The sequence below is a fragment of the Mycobacterium sp. OAS707 genome, from assembly GCF_014873705.1.
Taxonomy (GTDB): Bacteria; Actinomycetota; Actinomycetes; order Mycobacteriales; family Mycobacteriaceae; genus Mycobacterium.
The window spans coordinates 1,015,784-1,030,816 of record NZ_JADBDS010000002.1; the positions used below are offsets into that span (position 1 = coordinate 1,015,784).

Sequence of the window (15,033 nt, forward strand, 5' to 3'; positions counted from 1 at the left end):
CAGCGGTTCTGCGCGGGCAGGTCAATTCAGTCGGGTCGTCTCCAACGTCACACCGACAGCGGGGAATCGATCCATCAGCGCATCGCCCATCGCGGCAGCGGGCGTCAGCACGCCGCGCAGATCGGACAGCCGGTCGCGGTCCAGCGCCAGCGCCAGTCCGCTCTCCCCCAGCAAGACCGACGTCGCCTTGTATCCGGGGTCGCCCTGCTGCGACATGGTGCTTCGATAGCGCGCACCGGTCGTCGTGGTCGTGTAGGTCTCGATGGTGTAGTGACCTTTGTCGCGGACGCTTTCGTTCGGTCCGGTGCCGGGTTTGGGGGCGATCCGTTCGACGAGCTTGTCCGGCAGTAGGTTGAAGTAACGGCTGCCGAGCGCGATCGTCGCTGCGTTTCCCCCGGTGGCCATGGCCGCTGCGACGGGCGCGACGAGGGACTTGCCGACGCTCATCTGCTCGGCGTATTCGAACCGCCTGCCGTACGCGTAGTCGAGTAATGCGTTGGAGCGCCGCACAATTCGCGTGTTCGCTGCGGCCATCACGAAGGCTCCGGTCCAGTAGCCGTCGAGTTCCGGGGCGATCTCACGGCCGCGGCGCCACCGCGCGTCGGGCTGGGCGCCGAGTTCGGGTTCCGCGGCGCGGTCGGGGCTCAGTGTGTACGGGTCGATCATCAACCGCCGGGCCTCTGGATCCGACGAAGCCACGCGAAGCAGTTCGAGCATCGATGCGACGGTGCCACCGGACACCCCTGCGGCGAACTTCCGTACCACCATGTTGGTGTCGGTGAGCTGGCCCGCCTGGTCCTGCTCGGCGCGCCGGTGCAGCGCGAAAACGGTGAGATCCGAAGGGATGGAATCGAATCCGCACGAGTGCACGATCCGGGCGCCCGTGTCGCTTGCCTGCTTGTGATAAAGGTCGATGCTTTCGCGGATGAACAGCGATTCGCCCGTCAGGTCCGCGTAGTCGGTGCCGGCGGCAGCGCACGCGGCGACCATCGGCAAGCCGTACTTGATGTAGGGGCCGACGGTCGTCACCACCACCTGCGTCCTGGCGGCCATCGCATCCAGCGTCGACTGCCGCGACGCGTCGGCCTCGATCAGCGGCCACGCTTGCGCGGTGTCCCCGAGGGTGTCCCTGACCGCCCGCAGCTTGTCCTGCGACCGGCCCGCCAGCGCGATGCGGGCGTCGGCCCCGGCTCTGGCCAGGTACTCGGCGGTCAGCTTGCCCACGAAGCCGGTGGCCCCGTACAGGACGATGTCGAACTCGCGAGGCTCCGGTGCGCTCATGTCGGCGACGCTACCCCAGCGTCTCGGGCAGCTCGACGTGCTCGCCGAGTACATGCTCGGCGAGGAACGCGGTGACCACCTGATACCAGATCTTGGCGTGCTGCGGCGAGAGCACCCAGTGGTTCTCCGACGGGTAATAGAGAAACCGGTGCGGGCTGGTCCCGTCGTCCGCCGCCGGCAGACCGGACTCTGTCAACAACTCGAACCACAGCCGCAACGCCTCGCCGATCGGCACGCGGTAGTCCTTGTCGCCGTGAATGACAAGCATCGGGGTGCGGATCTGGCCGACGAAGCGGTGCGGCGAATTCCGTTCGGCCATCTCGGGTGTCATCTCGCGAGCCCACCAGTACGCACCGTCGGTGGTCGGCCCGAACTGGTCGAGCGCCCACAAGCTGGCGTGGGTGACGATCGCGTCGAACCGGTCGGTGTGGCCCGCGATCCAATTCGCCATGTAGCCACCGAACGAACCACCCATGACCGCGGTCCGCGTCGCGTCGACACCCGGGTGCGCACACGCCGCGTCAGTGGCCGCCATCAGATCGGTGTAGGGCGCGAAACCCCAAGCGCCCCAGCCACGTTGGATGAAGTCCTGGCCGTAGCCCGTCGACAGCGCCGGATCCGGCATCAGTACCCCATAGCCCTTGGCCACCAGTAGCCAGGGATTCCACCGCCAGTGCCAGGCGTTCCAACTGGCCAGTGGGCCGCCGTGCACCCACAACACCAGCGGCGCGGGCCCGTCGTCGCCGTTGGGCAGTGCCAGCCACGACCGCACCGACTGGCCGTCGGCGGCCGTCGCCGTCACCTCGGTCAGCGTGCCGGGCAGTTCGGGCGCGGGCACGCAGGGCAACTCCGTCACAGTCCAGTCGCTGTCGATCCGGACGGGATGCGACGGCCGCGTATACGAACTGCGCATCGCATAGACAACGCCGCCCGGCGCGGTGCGCACATCGGTGTAGGTGTAGTCGTCGTTGGTGAGGCGGCTGACCGCGCCGGTCGACGGGTCGACCGCGAAGATCGGGCCACGTCCGTTCTCGTCGGCGGTGACGATCACCGCCGAACCGTCGGTCCGCCACGTGACCGAGGTGGGCCATCGGTCCCATTCCCCGGTCAATTCGACCAAGGGCTCGCCGAAACGCATGTGACACAGCGTGATTCGCGGCGCCTCGGCGGGTGTGGAATGTGTTTCCCTGATGAAGGCCACCGCGGTGCCGTCGGGCGAGATCGCGGGCAGTCCAAGATCGGCATCGGCTTCGTCGGCAATGACTATTCGCTGCCCGGTGGCGACATCGATGCGGACCAGGGTTACGCGGATCGATGCACCTGTCGCGGGGGCGTGCCACGACGTGACGATGAACGCGCCATCGGCGCTGACGTCGAAGTCGGTCTCGCGCAACGCGTCATCGGGCTGAGGCGTCAGATCCCGCGAGCCGGCGGCGTCGATCAGGTGCGGCTGATCGGGTCCGAGGTCGTGATCCCAATAGCGCACCGGATAACCGCTGTGCAGGACGGCCGACACCTTGTTGTCCTTGCGCAGCGTGCGCAGTCGCTTGTCGTCCTCAACGCCGGCCGCGGAGCGCAGCAGTTTCGCGGCGACCACCGTCACCCCCGCGCCGGTGGCGGCGCGAACGCCGTCGACGCCGCCGGGCAGTGCGAGCACCTCGACGGCTTCCCCGCCTGCGGCGGGCAACCGCCACAACGCTGCTGGCGGCTTGTCGTCGTCCTCGGTGGGCCGCGCGGCCACGAACAACAAGTCACCGTCGGCGGTGAACACGGGCGACGATTCGCCCTTGGCGCCGCGGGTGAGGCGACGTGCCGGCGTCCTGCCCTCGGGATCGAGCTCCCAGATAGCGTTGACGAAGTCGGTGCGTTTCTCGTTGAGTTCGGCTATCGACGTGACCACCCGCGATCCGTCCGGTGACACCGCCAGTCCCGAAGCGCGCGGCAGCGCGAGGAAAGCGTCGAGGTCATCAAAAGGGGTCGTCATGCATCGAGCCTGCTCACAGATCGCAATCTCACGCAAATTCGCGACCTCCCGGCAGTCTCGCAGCAGCGAGTTTGACTTTCAAACTCACTGCTGCGATGCTTGCGTCATGCGCACAGTGGTCCTGGCCGACTTGCCGGGTCGGGCATGCCCGATCGCGGCATCGCTGGAGTTGGTCGGCGAGCGGTGGTCGCTGCTGATCATCCGCGAACTGGCGCTGGGCAATCGCCGCTTCTCCGGGATCGTCGAGAGCACCGGAGCGCCGCGCGACCGCGTCGCGGCCCGGCTCAAGGCGCTGGAGGAGGCCGGCGTGGTCCGCCGCGCCGCCTATCAATCAACACCGCCGCGCTTCGAGTACCACCTGACCGACTCCGGTCGAGGCCTGATCCCGGTGCTGGACGCATTGACCGCGTGGGGTTTGGACCACGCCGTCGAACCCGACGACCCCGACCGCCCACGTTTCCGCCGGGCACCGTGGCAACCAACAGAGAGGACACCATGACCGCCGAATTGGTAGATACCGACGTCCAGGCCGACTGGGGGCCGGAGCGTTCACGCACCGTGACGTGGCACTCGCCGGGACCCAGCACCGCCAAAGGCCTGACGATGGCCGGCATCAACTACCTGCGTGCCATGGTCGACGGTGAACTCCCCCAAGCTCCGATCGCCGGACTGATGCAGTTCGAACTCGCCGAAGTCGAACACGGCCGAGCGGTATTCACCTGTGTCCCTGACGAATCCGCGTACAACCCGATCGGAGCCATCCATGGCGGGCTGATCTGCACGCTGCTGGATTCGGTCACCGGTTGCGCCGTGCACACCACTCTTCCGCAGGGCAAGGGATACACGTCGGTCGAGATCAAGGTCAACTACCTGAAGGCGGTGCGACTCAACAGCGGAACGCTCACCGCAACGGGCACGGTCGTGAAGTCCGGTTCGCGAGTGGGCTTCTCAGAAGGTGTGGTGACCGACGCCAGCGGCGCGGTCGTCGCGACGGCCACCAGCACGCTGTTGATCTTCGACCTGTAGCTGCCGCGGGCCGCGCTACCTTCGAGGGATGGCGCAGCAGATCCTTGTCATCGGGGCGGGCATCGCCGGGCTGGCGACGGCGGTGGCGCTGCAACGCCGCGGCCACGAGGTGACGGTCATCGAGGAGCGCACCGATAGCTCGTCCGGCGCTGGGATCAGCATCTGGCCCAACGCGCTTGCGGCACTTGATGAAATCGGCCTCGGGAACGCAGTGCGCGAGGCCGGCGGCAGGGTGACCGCAGGGGCGCTGCGTTGGCGCGACGGTACGTGGCTGCGCCACCCCGCCAGGGAGCGGTTGGTCAAGGCGCTCGGTGAGCCGCTGGTGGTGATCCGCCGTTCCGCGTTGACCGCGGTGCTCGCCGACGCACTTGCCGACGGCACCGTGCACACCGGACTGTCCGTCCGCGAGCTGGTGACGACTGCCGATGGTGTACGAATCACCTTGTCGGACTCCACAACTCGGGAAGCCACCGCGGTCGTCGGCGCCGACGGCACCCGGTCGATGGTCGCCCGCCACCTCAACGGTGCGCTGGCAGACCACTACGTCGGCTATACCGCATGGCGTGGAGTGTCCGACTACTCGATCGACCCCGATGTCGCAGGCGAAGTCCTGGGTCCCGGCATCGAGTTCGGGCTTGTGCCGCTGGGCCCCGATCGCACGTATTGGTTCGCCACCGAGCGAGCCGCAGAGGCGCAGGTATCGCCGCGGGGTGACCTCGCCTATCTCACGGCCCGCTTTTCATCGTGGGCCGCCCCGATTCCCGCTCTGCTTGCCGCCACCGATCCGAACGGCGTGCTGCGCAACGACCTCTACGACCGCGAGCCTGCAAGACAATGGTCACGTGGTCGGGTCGTCGTGGTCGGGGATGCGGCACATCCGATGCGGCCGCATCTGGGACAGGGCGGCTGCCAAGGCCTCGAGGACGCCGCGGTGCTCGCGCGGTTCGTCGACGGCACCGACGACGTGGCTGCGGCCTTCGCGCGGTTTGCGGCGTTTCGCCGACCGCGGGCGAGGGCCCTGGTACGGGAGTCGAAGGTGGTCGGACAGCTCGTCAATCTGCGGCCGGCCTTGCTCAGCGGTCTGGTCGGGCGGGCGACGGTGCTGGTGCCGGAGGCGTTGATGACTCGGCACCTCGCGACGGTGGCTGCGCGTTCGGCGTTCGTATTGCCCAGCGACCGGGATGCGGCGTCGGTATGACCGTCAGTCTCGGGCCATTGGTGGTCGACGCGGTCGAGCCGCCGGCCCTGGAGAAGTTCTGGGCCGCCGCGCTGGGCTCGTCTGCTCAGCGCGCGCTGCTGTCGTTTCGCCCGCAGACGCGAGACAAGGTGGTGAAGAACCGCGTGCATCTGGACGTCTATGTCCGCGCGATCGAGCCGCTGCTGGACCTCGGCGCAACGGTCTTGGCGGAATACCTTCCCGAGCGGGCCACGCTTGCCGATGTCGAGGGCAATGAGTTCTGCGCGTTTCTCGACCCGCAGTCGAGCTGCGAGCCGCCGGCCCGCGCCTTTGCGGTGTGTACCGACAGCGACCGGCCCGAGGAGCTCGCGGCCTGGTGGGCTGACCGCGTCGGTGCCGAGGTCCGCGACGGACCCGACGGCACACCGCGCTGGCTGTACGGGTCAGCCGGCTGGGAGAGCTTGATCTGGAAGTTCGTCCGGGTGCACGACGAACGCGTGGTGCCGAACCGCTGGCAATGGACAGTGCAGGGCGATCTGCGCGTGCTCGTCGACCCCCAGGGCAACGAATTCGGTGTCAGGCCCCCACTGCGCCCAGCGGGTTGAGCAGGGCGGTGCACATCTGCCGCGGGTTGATGAAGCCGAGCAGCCCGCTGGTGGGCATCGCGGCGCAGCCGGTCGTCACCGTGGGTGCCGTCGGCGTGCTCGGCGCACCCCAGACGGCGGGGCTGGCGCCCTGGGTGCCGCACTTGGGCCACGCCTTGAGGCCCTGCGTGCGCAGGACGTTCTCAGCGACGCGGATCTGCTCGGCACGCGACGCGGTGGCGGGGTTTCCCACGCCGCCATTTGAGGACCAGGTGGCCTGCTTGAACTGCAGGCCGCCGTAGGCGCCGTTGCCGGAGTTGGTAGCCCAATTGCCGCCCGATTCGCACTGGGCGATGGCGTCCCAATTCACGCTGTCGGCGTTGGCCGTGCCCGTCGAGAGCGCCATTGGGATGACGCCGAGAGCTCCGGCGATGGCGGCGGCCAACAGGCCTTTGGTGAATGCCTTACGAATGTTCATCACTGCGGTCCTTCCCCGACCGTTTGAAACAAGGCCCGCGGTGGAGCAGTTGCGCGTTCTCCGCTGCGGCTATCTGATGTTTCGGGTGATCAACATCACGCGTTACGCAAGTGTCAAAAGTTTTAACCGTTACTTATCTGGTGTAAGGGGCTTCTGAGAAAGAAGAGGCGGCGCCGGGCAAAAGCCCAGCGCCGCCTCTGTCGTCCTAGTGACTAGCCGCGCCTGCCGCACACAGGCCACGCCTTGATGCCCTGCGTGCGCAGGACGTTCTCGGCCACGCGGATCTGCTCCTCGCGACTGGCGTGCTGCGGGGATCCCTGCCCGCCGTTCGCATGCCAGGTGCCCATCGTGAACTGCAGGCCGCCGTAGTAGCCGTTACCCGTCGCGGTCGACCAGTTGCCGCCCGACTCGCAGGCTGCGACGGCGTCCCAGTTGACCCCGCTGTCCGCATTGGCGGTGCCGGTCACCAGTCCGAGCGATGCTGCCATCGGTGCCACAACGAGCGCACCGGTGATGGTGGCCAGACCAAACGTCTTGCGGATGTTTTTCACTGCTTTCCTTTCGCCAAGCGCGCGCCATCGCCACCCGCGCGGAGACGCGGGCGTGGTTGCCTGTACACAGGCGAGGGGGTTGGGCCGCACCGTCTCGGTCAGGTGCGGCAGCGGGAGGCATGAAGTGCCTCACCGGGCAACAGGCCCGGCGGCTGTCGAAAGCGGAAAACCGCCTTCTCGTAGGTGTCAGCCCCGACTCACACGCAGGTTCTTGGTTTTGAAATTATTTGCTCCGTTGGGAGCTGAAGGGACCGTACAAAGCCGAGGCCGCAAAGTCATATCAGCGCGTTGGCGTGTCGCAGTTAGATCACGAGAAGATCACGGCCGAACCTGAGAAACGTCTGTGCAGGTCAGCTCTGGGTTTGACGCGACAGCGGAATGGGTAGCTCCGGCGTGTCGACGTGATTCAAATCACGATCATTTTGTGAGCTGAGACACCTGATTTGAAGCCGGAACATGCGCCGAAAACGGCCTTGCGCCTGTGGAAATCGCTGGATAGGGCACCGAACAGGTCGTCTTCTGACATCAGTTCGCTGATCGAGTCCACATCGAGCCAGCCGCGGTGTGCTCGAAAAGCCCTGTCGGCGTTGCTTTTTCGTCACCCAGCCGACCCGGACGTGTGAGGGTCCGGTCAGACCGCTCGTTGGTGGCGAGAACCTTTAAGAACCCAATAGCATTGACGTGCAACGACTTTCGAGTGCGAAACCTCTCATTGACTCTTTCCACGGACATTATGACGGCGCGGACCTACCCGCGTGGCCGCCCTGCACAATCCGGCCAGTCCCTGGGCGTCATTAGCACCGCAGCACGACTGAACGGTGGCGAGCAGCCAAACATTCCATAACGCGCCGAAATTCGGGGCAAAAGTCATCCACGCGTTCGCCAATATCCCTGCCAGGCAACCGGTTTCACGTACATCCGGGGCATCGGCGGCCGGGCCTGCTGCAGAGCGCGGTCAGCGATAGTCGCCATTTAATAGCAGCAGAAATATGGGCGAATTCATGCAGGGAATTTAAATTGGTTGAATGCGCAAATTAACAGAGCAAGATGATCGAATTTGCTAGGCAATTTGTGGCGGGCGCACGGCGCTGAGGTCGGCTGCCGTGTTGACGTTGGTCAGCGACGGCTGCTCGGGCATCACGATCCGTTGCGTGTCGACCCTGTCGACCAGCGCACGCATGCTGCGCTCCCCCGCGACGATCAGGTCATCGACGCGGTCGGCAAGCGCCGTTCGGTAGATCCCAGCCAGGTAGTGGTCGCGGCCATCCCACGGCAGCACGACGTCGGCGCCGAGTCGCACGGCAGGGCCCGCGAGCTCGTCGATCAACTCGACCTCGAGCAGCGGCATGTCCACGGCACACACGAATGCCAACTCCAGCCCTGCGTCGGCCGCCGCACGCAGCCCTCGACCGGTCGCAAGCAGGGGCCCCTCGCCGCGAGCCTCGTCGCGCAGTACCTGGGCCTCCACTTTGGGCAGCGGCTGGCCCGGCGCGGCGATGACGAATACCGGTGCACACCGCGGGCTCACGATCGACATCGTGCGCTCCAGCAGCGTGCTGCCTTGATACGGAAGGTTGGCCTTGTCGCGGCCCATCCGGCGGGATGCCCCGCCGGCCAAGATGACTGCTGCAAGCGGCACGGGGGGCGTCACGTCAACAGAGGTTAGTCGACGGTCCAGGTGTCCTTGCCGCGAAGCAGCGCTTGCAGTGCGGCCGTGTCGTGCGGCTTGGCCTCACGGGCCGTGGCGACCTGGTTGCGTGCGGCATCGTCGTAGGTCGGCTTGCTGACCTGACGGAAGATGCCCATCACCATGTGCTCGAGGTTCTGCTCCGAGAGCCGGGACAGCGCGAAGGCATACGCCGGATCCTCGATGGTGGCGTTGTGGACGACGATCTCGTCGGCCGACACGTCGGCGGTCTTGGCCACCTCGAGCCCGTAGCCGGACTTCACCACGCAGTACGCACCGTCGGCGCCGAACGTGATCGGCTCGCCGTGGTTGAGGTTGATGATGCGTTCCTCGGCGCCTTCTTTACGCAGCGGGTCGAACGAGCCGTCGTTGAAGATCGGGCAGTCCTGCAGGATCTCGACGATCGCGGCGCCGCGGTGCGCGGCCGCGGCACGCAGCACCTCTGACAGTCCCTTGCGGTCGGAGTCCAGGGCACGGCCGACGAACGTGGCGTCGGCGCCGAGCGCCAGCGACACCGGATTGAACGGATAGTCCAGCGAGCCCATCGGGGTGGACTTGGTGATCTTGCCGACCTCGGAGGTCGGCGAGTACTGCCCCTTGGTCAGGCCGTAGATCCGGTTGTTGAACAGCAGGATCGTGATGTTGATGTTGCGGCGCAGCGCGTGGATCAGGTGGTTGCCGCCGATCGACAGCGCATCGCCGTCACCGGTGACGACCCAGACCGACAGGTCGGGGCGGGCCAGCGCCAAGCCGGTCGCGATGGTCGGGGCGCGGCCGTGGATCGAGTGGAAGCCGTAGGTCTCCAGGTAGTACGGGAAGCGGCTGGAGCAACCGATGCCGCTGACGAACGCGATGTTCTCGCGGCGCAGCCCGAGCTCGGGCAGGAAGTTGCGGATGGTGTTGAGGATGACGTAGTCACCGCAGCCGGGGCACCAGCGCACCTCCTGGTCGCTGGTGAAGTCCTTGGCCTTCTGCGGCTCGTCGGTGGTGGGCACCCCGCTCAGCTTCGAGAGTGGGGTGACGCCTAGGTCCGATCCGATCAGGTCTGTCATGCGTTAGCTCCCACACCGTCTACGTCAATAGTGGCCGCGGCCAACCGCGCGAACTTGGCCTTGTCGATTTCCTTGTCGCCCAACGTTCCATCCAACGCGGCGTCGATGATGCCTTCGACCTCGTCGGCCAGGAACGCCATGCCTTCCACCTTGGTCACCGACTGAACGTCGACCAGGAACTTGCCGCGCAGCAGCAGCGCGAGCTGTCCGAGGTTCATCTCCGGCAGCACGACCTTGGGGTAGCGCCGCAGCACCTCACCGATGTTGGCAGGCAATGGGTTGAGGTTGCGCAGCTGCGCATGGGCGACCTTGATGCCGTTGCGTCGCGCACGCCTGCAGGCCTCGCCGATCGGGCCGTAGCTGCTGCCCCAGCCGAGCATCAGCAGTTCGGCGTCACCGGTCGGATCGTCGACCTCGAGGTCCGGCACCTTGATGCCGTCGATCTTGGCCTGACGCAGCCGCACCATCAGGTCGTGGTTCTTGGGCTCGTATGAGATGTTGCCCGAACCGTTGGCCGCCTCGAGGCCGCCGATGCGGTGCTCGAGACCCGGCGTGCCCGGGACGGCGAACTGCCGCGCCAGCGTTTCGGGATCGCGGGCGTACGGCTGGAACGGCTCGCCGGATTTCGCGAAGGTGTGCTTGATCGGCTGGTAGGTGCTGACGTCCGGAATCGCCCATGGCTCAGAGCCGTTCGCGATCGCGCCGTCGGAAAGGATGACCACCGGCGTGTGATAGGTGACCGCGATGCGGGCAGCCTCGACGGCGACGTCGAAGCAATCCGACGGGGACCGGGGTGCGATCACCGCGACCGGCGACTCGCCGTTGCGCCCGTACAGCACCTGCAGCAGGTCGGCCTGCTCGGTCTTGGTGGGCAGGCCGGTCGACGGTCCGCCGCGCTGTACGTCGACGACGATCAGCGGCAGCTCGGTCATCACCGCCAGACCCATCGCCTCGGACTTCAGCGAGATGCCGGGGCCCGACGTGGTGGTGATGCCCAGCGCCCCGCCGTAGGACGCGCCGATGGCCGCGCCGATGCCTGCAATCTCGTCCTCTGCCTGGAATGTCAGCACGTTGAAGTTCTTGTGCTTGGACAGCTCGTGGAGGATGTCGGAGGCCGGCGTGATCGGGTAACTGCCGAGGACTACCTGGATGCCTGCGAGTTGGCCCGCGGTGATGAGGCCGTACGCCAGCGCGGTGTTGCCCGAAATCTGCCGGTACTCACCGGCTTTGAGCTTGGCAGGCGACACCTCGTAGGTGGTGCCGAACGCCTCGGTGGTCTCGCCGTAGTTCCAGCCTGCCTTCAGCGCCAGCACGTTGGCCTCGGCGATGTCGGGCTTGCGGGCGAACTTCTCGCGGATGAACGCCTCGCTGTGCTCCAGCTCGCGGCCGTACATCCACGACAGCAACCCCAGCGCGAACATGTTCTTGGCGCGCTGACCGTCCTTCTTGGATGCGCCGATCTGCTCGACGGCGCCCAGCGTCAGCGTGGTCATCGCGACGGGCTGCACCACATAGTCGGAAAGCTCGTCGGTCTCGAGGGGGTTGGACTCGTAGCCGACCTTGGCGAGGTTGCGCTTGGTGAACTCGTCGGAGTTGGCAATGATCAGGCCGCCGCGGGGCAGATCGGACACGTTGGCCTTCAGCGCCGCGGGGTTCATCGCGACGAGCACATCCGGGCGGTCACCCGCGGTCAGGATGTCGTAGTCGGCGATCTGGATCTGGAACGACGAGACGCCGGGCAGAGTGCCCTGGGGCGCGCGGATCTCGGCGGGGTAGTTCGGTTGCGTCGCAAGGTCATTGCCGAACAGCGCGGCTTCCGAGGTGAACCGGTCACCGGTGAGCTGCATGCCGTCGCCGGAGTCACCGGCAAAACGAATGACGACCTTTTCGAGCTTCTGCCGAGGGCCTAATGTGCCGGGACTGACCGCATTGTCGTTGGCCCCCACTGCGCCCTGCCTTCCGATGCTGTCCGGCGAAGTCCTCCGAGTCGCGGTCAGGCCGACGCGCCGTCGGGGGACATTCACCAAATTTTTGATGTCACTGCCAGTACCGATTATTGCACTTCTCTTAGGCAGCCCTTTACCCGACGCGCAGGCGACGTGCGAATGACCTGAGATCGAACGCAATGCTCAGCGCACATGTCGGCGACTTACGCGAGACATTATTGTGTTTTCCGTCACGTTTCGGAGAATGCCATTCTCTTAAAATTGGTTACCGATCAGTAGCCACTCGCTAGCACTAGCCCGGCACGTTGTATGGGGTGATCACCTGGATCGGGACCGGCCGCGACGGCTCGACCGGCAAAGCTCCGCGCTCCTGCAGGATCAGCCGCATCGCCAGCCGCGCGTCGGCGCGCAGATCGTTGTGCAGCACGACGGAGATGCGACCTTCGCGCAGCAGTCGCCGGTTGTCTGCGTCGAGATCGTGGGCGATGAAAACCCTGCAGACGCGGCCCAACGCTTCGAACGCCGCGACCGTCGCGGTGTTGCCGCCGCCGACCGAGTAAACCGCCTCCACCTTGGGGTGCCGCTCCAGCGCCTCGAGCACCAGGCGCTCGTTGGTCGCATCGATACCGTCGCTGTCGCTGACCTCCACGATTGCCCGGCCGGATGCCCGTAAAGCCGAGCGGAATCCCACCTCACGCTCCCCCTCGCCCCGGAACACCGTTCGCGACAGCGTGATGAGCACATCTGAAGGGGCCGAGCCGAGCCACTGGTTCATCAGGTAGGCGGCCGTCACCCCCGCGCCATGGTTGTCGATGCCGACATAGGCACAGCGAGAACTGGCCGGCACATCGGTCGTGTAGGTCACGACGGGCACACCGCCGTCGACGAGGCGATCGATCGCCTCAGCCACTTCGGGCTCATCCTGCGCTTTGAGCACCACGCCGTGGCTACCCTTCAGCCGACCGAGCGCTTCGGCCATCTGCGCCGTCGACCCCGACTCCCACAGATGAAAACGGGCACGCACCATCGCCGGTGCGAATGCGGGCAGTTCGGCCTCGACCGCGGCGCGAAAGGCATCCGAGAACCGGTGCGGCGTCTGCATCACCACGTCGATCAGGTAGCGACGGCCGTTGAGCCGTAACTGCGCGCGCTGCTTGTCCAGGTCGGCGATCGCCTGCATGACCTCTGCCTTGGTGTTCTCCCGCACCCCGGGCCGTTCGTTGAGGACGCGGTCGACCGTCGCTTCGCTCAGCCCGCTCTGTTGAGCGATCTCGCGGACCTTGTAGCGGTGCGGCACGGCGTTCCTTCCTCGGTGCAATCGGTGAGGGGTTTCTGATGGCTTTCTGATGCTGAAGCCAGGGTGTCACACGCCGGCGTGGGAGGCGGCCTTTCGTCGCTGCACGTCCCTCTCGCGGGCCAATTTGTCGGGCACACCCCCTATTTCTCGTCGCCTGTTTTGCTGCCAACGCTCCGGACTGTGGCCGTTGACATAGCAAAGAACATCGCATTCGCAGCAACCGTGGCGAGCGGCGCCCTGGGTAGCCGACGGCCCCGCATCACTGCAGTAGTTGCAACCGAAATATTCGAGTAGGGAACTACTCGCGCCAATCTGCCTGCACCAACCGAAGCTCTGAAATGTCCAGTAAAAGACGGGTAAGGCGTGCGACCTGCCCACCACGAAGGGGGTCTTAATGTCCAGTCGAAGCAAGCGAGGTCCCGGCGACCGCCAGTCGCCAAAGACTGCTCGCACTTTCGCGACGGCGGCGATCGGCGGGGCAGGCATCGTCCTTGCCGCTCCCGCGGCGGCGTTGATTTTCTCGTCCGGCGTAGCGCATGCCGCGCCGGCGGCCGAACCATTTGGCCAGGTATGCGGGGGCACAAGCCTCTTCGGCTGCGATGCAATCGGCGCATCCAGCCTGCTCACTTCGTCGCTTGCACCCAACCTTTCTGATCCGTTTGGCGCGTCGGATGCCTTCCTCGACCTCGCCGGTCAGATCCCGGGCCTCAACATCTTCATAGGCAACGGCGCCGACGGCACCGCCGCACATCCCAACGGCTTCAACGGCGGGCTGTTCGCGGGTAGTGGCGGAGACGGCTACAACGCGACTACGCCTGGAGCAAACGGGGGCAACGGCGGCAACAGCGGACTGTTCCTTGGCAACGGCGGCAACGGCGGCAACGGTGCGAACGGCAACGCCAGCGTCGCGGGCGGCAATGGCGGCAACGGCGGCAAAGGCTCGATGTTCATCGGAAACGGCGGCTCGGGCGGGAATGGCGGCCAGGGTGGAGCCGGCATCAACGGCGTCAACCCGGCGACGTTGAACACGGCTGCCAACGGCACCAACGGCGTCGATGGCGTGTCGGCGGCAACCAACGGCCACTCAGGTGTCGGCCTGCAGAACGGCGGCACGGGCGGCGTCGGCGGCAACGGGCAGAACTTCGGCCTCGGCGGCAACGGCGGCGCAGGCGGCGGTGACGGCGGCAACGGCGGCAACGGCGGCACCGGCGCTGTAGGCACTACAGCTCACCTCGCCGGTGGCGGCGGCAACGGCGGCAGCGCTGTTGCCAACGGCGGCAACGGCGGCAACGGCGGCATGGGCGGAAGCGATCCGACTAACCTGCCCGACAGCGCAGGCGGGAAGGGCGGAAACGGCGGCAACGGCGCAGTCGGAGTCAGCGGTACGAGCGGCACTGCAGGCGGCAACGGTGGCAGCGGCGGCAGCGGCGGCGCCTTCGGTGTTGGCGGCAGTGGCGGCGCGGGCGGCACCGGCGGCGATGGCGGCGACGCTGCGAACGGCGGCAGTGGCGGCGCCGGCGGCACCGGCGGCTCAACCCTGAAGAATGCCGGCGGCACTGGCGGCAACGGCGGCTCCGGCGCCGCGGGCGGCACGGGCGGCACGGGCGGCAACGGCGGCAACGGCGGGGCAGCAGGCACCGGTGGTGCCGGCAGCGGCACGGCAGGCGCGGCCGGCGACGGCGGCAGCGGCGGCTCGGGCGGATCCGGCGGATCAGGCGGTGCGGCAGGCGCGGGCGGCTTCGGTGAAACCACCGGGGCAGCCGGCAGCGTCGGCACCGGTGGAGTCGGAGGCCATGGCGGCGCCGGAGGCAAGGGCGGCACCGACGGCAGCGGCGCAGCCGGCGCGACCGGCGGCACCGGCAGCGGCGGCACTGGTAACTCCGGCCAGTCCGGCGGTTCTGGCGGCGGTGGTGGCGCAGGCGGCGCAGGCGGCAGCGCCTAAACCGCTACGCGGGTTCAACCTCGGGGGC

Annotated in this window: 12 protein-coding genes and 1 pseudogene; 5 read left to right on the plus strand and 8 right to left on the minus strand. The window is 66.9% G+C overall.

Features of this window, described 5'->3' with window-relative positions:
* Positions 1-21: 21 nt before the first annotated feature.
* Together GGC64_RS15740 and GGC64_RS15745 are read right to left on the minus strand one after the other, a co-directional pair.
* Complete coding sequence (locus GGC64_RS15740) at positions 22-1,281, minus strand: trans-acting enoyl reductase family protein (RefSeq protein ID WP_192723416.1); 1,260 nt, start codon at positions 1,279-1,281, stop codon at positions 22-24.
* Between the two features lie 10 nt (positions 1,282-1,291).
* A complete protein-coding gene (locus tag GGC64_RS15745) occupies positions 1,292-3,265 on the minus strand; it encodes a S9 family peptidase (protein WP_192723417.1) in 1,974 nt (657 codons plus the stop codon).
* A 106-nt stretch (positions 3,266-3,371) separates the two neighbouring features.
* Here GGC64_RS15745 and GGC64_RS15750 point away from each other — a divergent pair, with 106 nt between their 5' ends.
* From GGC64_RS15750 to GGC64_RS15765, 4 genes are read left to right on the plus strand one after another with little or no spacing between them, the layout of a single operon-like run.
* Positions 3,372-3,764 (plus strand): helix-turn-helix domain-containing protein, encoded by a 393-nt coding sequence (locus tag GGC64_RS15750; protein ID WP_192723418.1) that lies wholly within the window; start codon positions 3,372-3,374, stop codon positions 3,762-3,764.
* The gene (locus tag GGC64_RS15755; protein WP_192723419.1) at positions 3,761-4,291 is read left to right on the plus strand and encodes a PaaI family thioesterase; all 531 of its coding nucleotides are present in this window, start codon (positions 3,761-3,763) and stop codon (positions 4,289-4,291) included. The genes GGC64_RS15750 and GGC64_RS15755 overlap by 4 nt, the downstream gene beginning before the upstream one ends.
* A 28-nt stretch (positions 4,292-4,319) precedes the next feature.
* The gene (locus GGC64_RS15760; RefSeq protein ID WP_192723420.1) at positions 4,320-5,489 is read left to right on the plus strand and encodes an FAD-dependent oxidoreductase; all 1,170 of its coding nucleotides are present in this window, start codon (positions 4,320-4,322) and stop codon (positions 5,487-5,489) included.
* The gene (locus GGC64_RS15765) at positions 5,486-6,073 is read left to right on the plus strand and encodes a VOC family protein (RefSeq protein ID WP_192723421.1); all 588 of its coding nucleotides are present in this window, start codon (positions 5,486-5,488) and stop codon (positions 6,071-6,073) included. Before GGC64_RS15760 ends, GGC64_RS15765 begins: the two co-directional genes overlap by 4 nt.
* Here GGC64_RS15765 and GGC64_RS15770 read toward each other — a convergent pair.
* The 6 genes and pseudogenes from GGC64_RS15770 to GGC64_RS15795 form a co-directional block, all read right to left on the minus strand.
* Entirely contained in the window at positions 6,045-6,530 is a 486-nt protein-coding gene (locus GGC64_RS15770) for a transglycosylase family protein (protein WP_192723422.1), read from the minus strand. The genes GGC64_RS15765 and GGC64_RS15770 overlap by 29 nt on opposite strands.
* 212 nt (positions 6,531-6,742) lie before the next feature.
* Positions 6,743-6,967: pseudogene (locus GGC64_RS15775) on the minus strand (transglycosylase family protein); the annotation flags it as partial.
* A 1,174-nt stretch (positions 6,968-8,141) separates the two neighbouring features.
* Entirely contained in the window at positions 8,142-8,732 is a 591-nt protein-coding gene (gene mobA / locus GGC64_RS15780; protein ID WP_192723424.1) for a molybdenum cofactor guanylyltransferase, read from the minus strand.
* 11 nt (positions 8,733-8,743) lie between these two features.
* Positions 8,744-9,820 carry a 2-oxoacid:ferredoxin oxidoreductase subunit beta gene (locus tag GGC64_RS15785; RefSeq protein WP_192723425.1) on the minus strand — a complete coding sequence of 359 codons (1,077 nt, stop codon included), beginning with the start codon at positions 9,818-9,820 and terminating at the stop codon, positions 8,744-8,746.
* A complete protein-coding gene (locus GGC64_RS15790; protein WP_192723426.1) occupies positions 9,817-11,766 on the minus strand; it encodes a 2-oxoacid:acceptor oxidoreductase subunit alpha in 1,950 nt (649 codons plus the stop codon). Before GGC64_RS15790 ends, GGC64_RS15785 begins: the two co-directional genes overlap by 4 nt.
* Before the next feature lie 292 nt (positions 11,767-12,058).
* On the minus strand, positions 12,059-13,063 hold the full coding sequence (locus GGC64_RS15795; RefSeq protein ID WP_192723427.1) for a LacI family DNA-binding transcriptional regulator: 1,005 nt from the start codon (positions 13,061-13,063) through the stop codon (positions 12,059-12,061).
* Positions 13,064-13,457: 394 nt separating this feature from the next.
* Between GGC64_RS15795 and GGC64_RS35160 the strand changes: the two genes are divergently transcribed.
* Complete coding sequence (locus tag GGC64_RS35160; RefSeq protein ID WP_304611096.1) at positions 13,458-15,005, plus strand: PGRS repeat-containing protein; 1,548 nt, start codon at positions 13,458-13,460, stop codon at positions 15,003-15,005.
* The last annotated feature ends 28 nt before the right edge of the window (positions 15,006-15,033 follow it).

What these genes read in the sequence shown, in the direction of transcription:
- GGC64_RS15760 (WP_192723420.1), top strand. Translation starts at nt 4,320, where the DNA reads ATGGCGCAGCAGATCCTTGTCATCGGGGCGGGCATCGCCGGGCTGGCG.
- GGC64_RS15750 (WP_192723418.1), top strand. Translation starts at nt 3,372, where the DNA reads ATGCGCACAGTGGTCCTGGCCGACTTGCCGGGTCGGGCATGCCCGATC.
- GGC64_RS35160 (WP_304611096.1), top strand. Translation starts at nt 13,458, where the DNA reads ATGTCCAGTCGAAGCAAGCGAGGTCCCGGCGACCGCCAGTCGCCAAAG.
- GGC64_RS15785 (WP_192723425.1), bottom strand. Translation starts at nt 9,820, where the DNA reads ATGACAGACCTGATCGGATCGGACCTAGGCGTCACCCCACTCTCGAAG.
- GGC64_RS15755 (WP_192723419.1), top strand. Translation starts at nt 3,761, where the DNA reads ATGACCGCCGAATTGGTAGATACCGACGTCCAGGCCGACTGGGGGCCG.
- GGC64_RS15740 (WP_192723416.1), bottom strand. Translation starts at nt 1,281, where the DNA reads ATGAGCGCACCGGAGCCTCGCGAGTTCGACATCGTCCTGTACGGGGCC.
- GGC64_RS15770 (WP_192723422.1), bottom strand. Translation starts at nt 6,530, where the DNA reads ATGAACATTCGTAAGGCATTCACCAAAGGCCTGTTGGCCGCCGCCATC.
- GGC64_RS15745 (WP_192723417.1), bottom strand. Translation starts at nt 3,265, where the DNA reads ATGACGACCCCTTTTGATGACCTCGACGCTTTCCTCGCGCTGCCGCGC.
- GGC64_RS15765 (WP_192723421.1), top strand. Translation starts at nt 5,486, where the DNA reads ATGACCGTCAGTCTCGGGCCATTGGTGGTCGACGCGGTCGAGCCGCCG.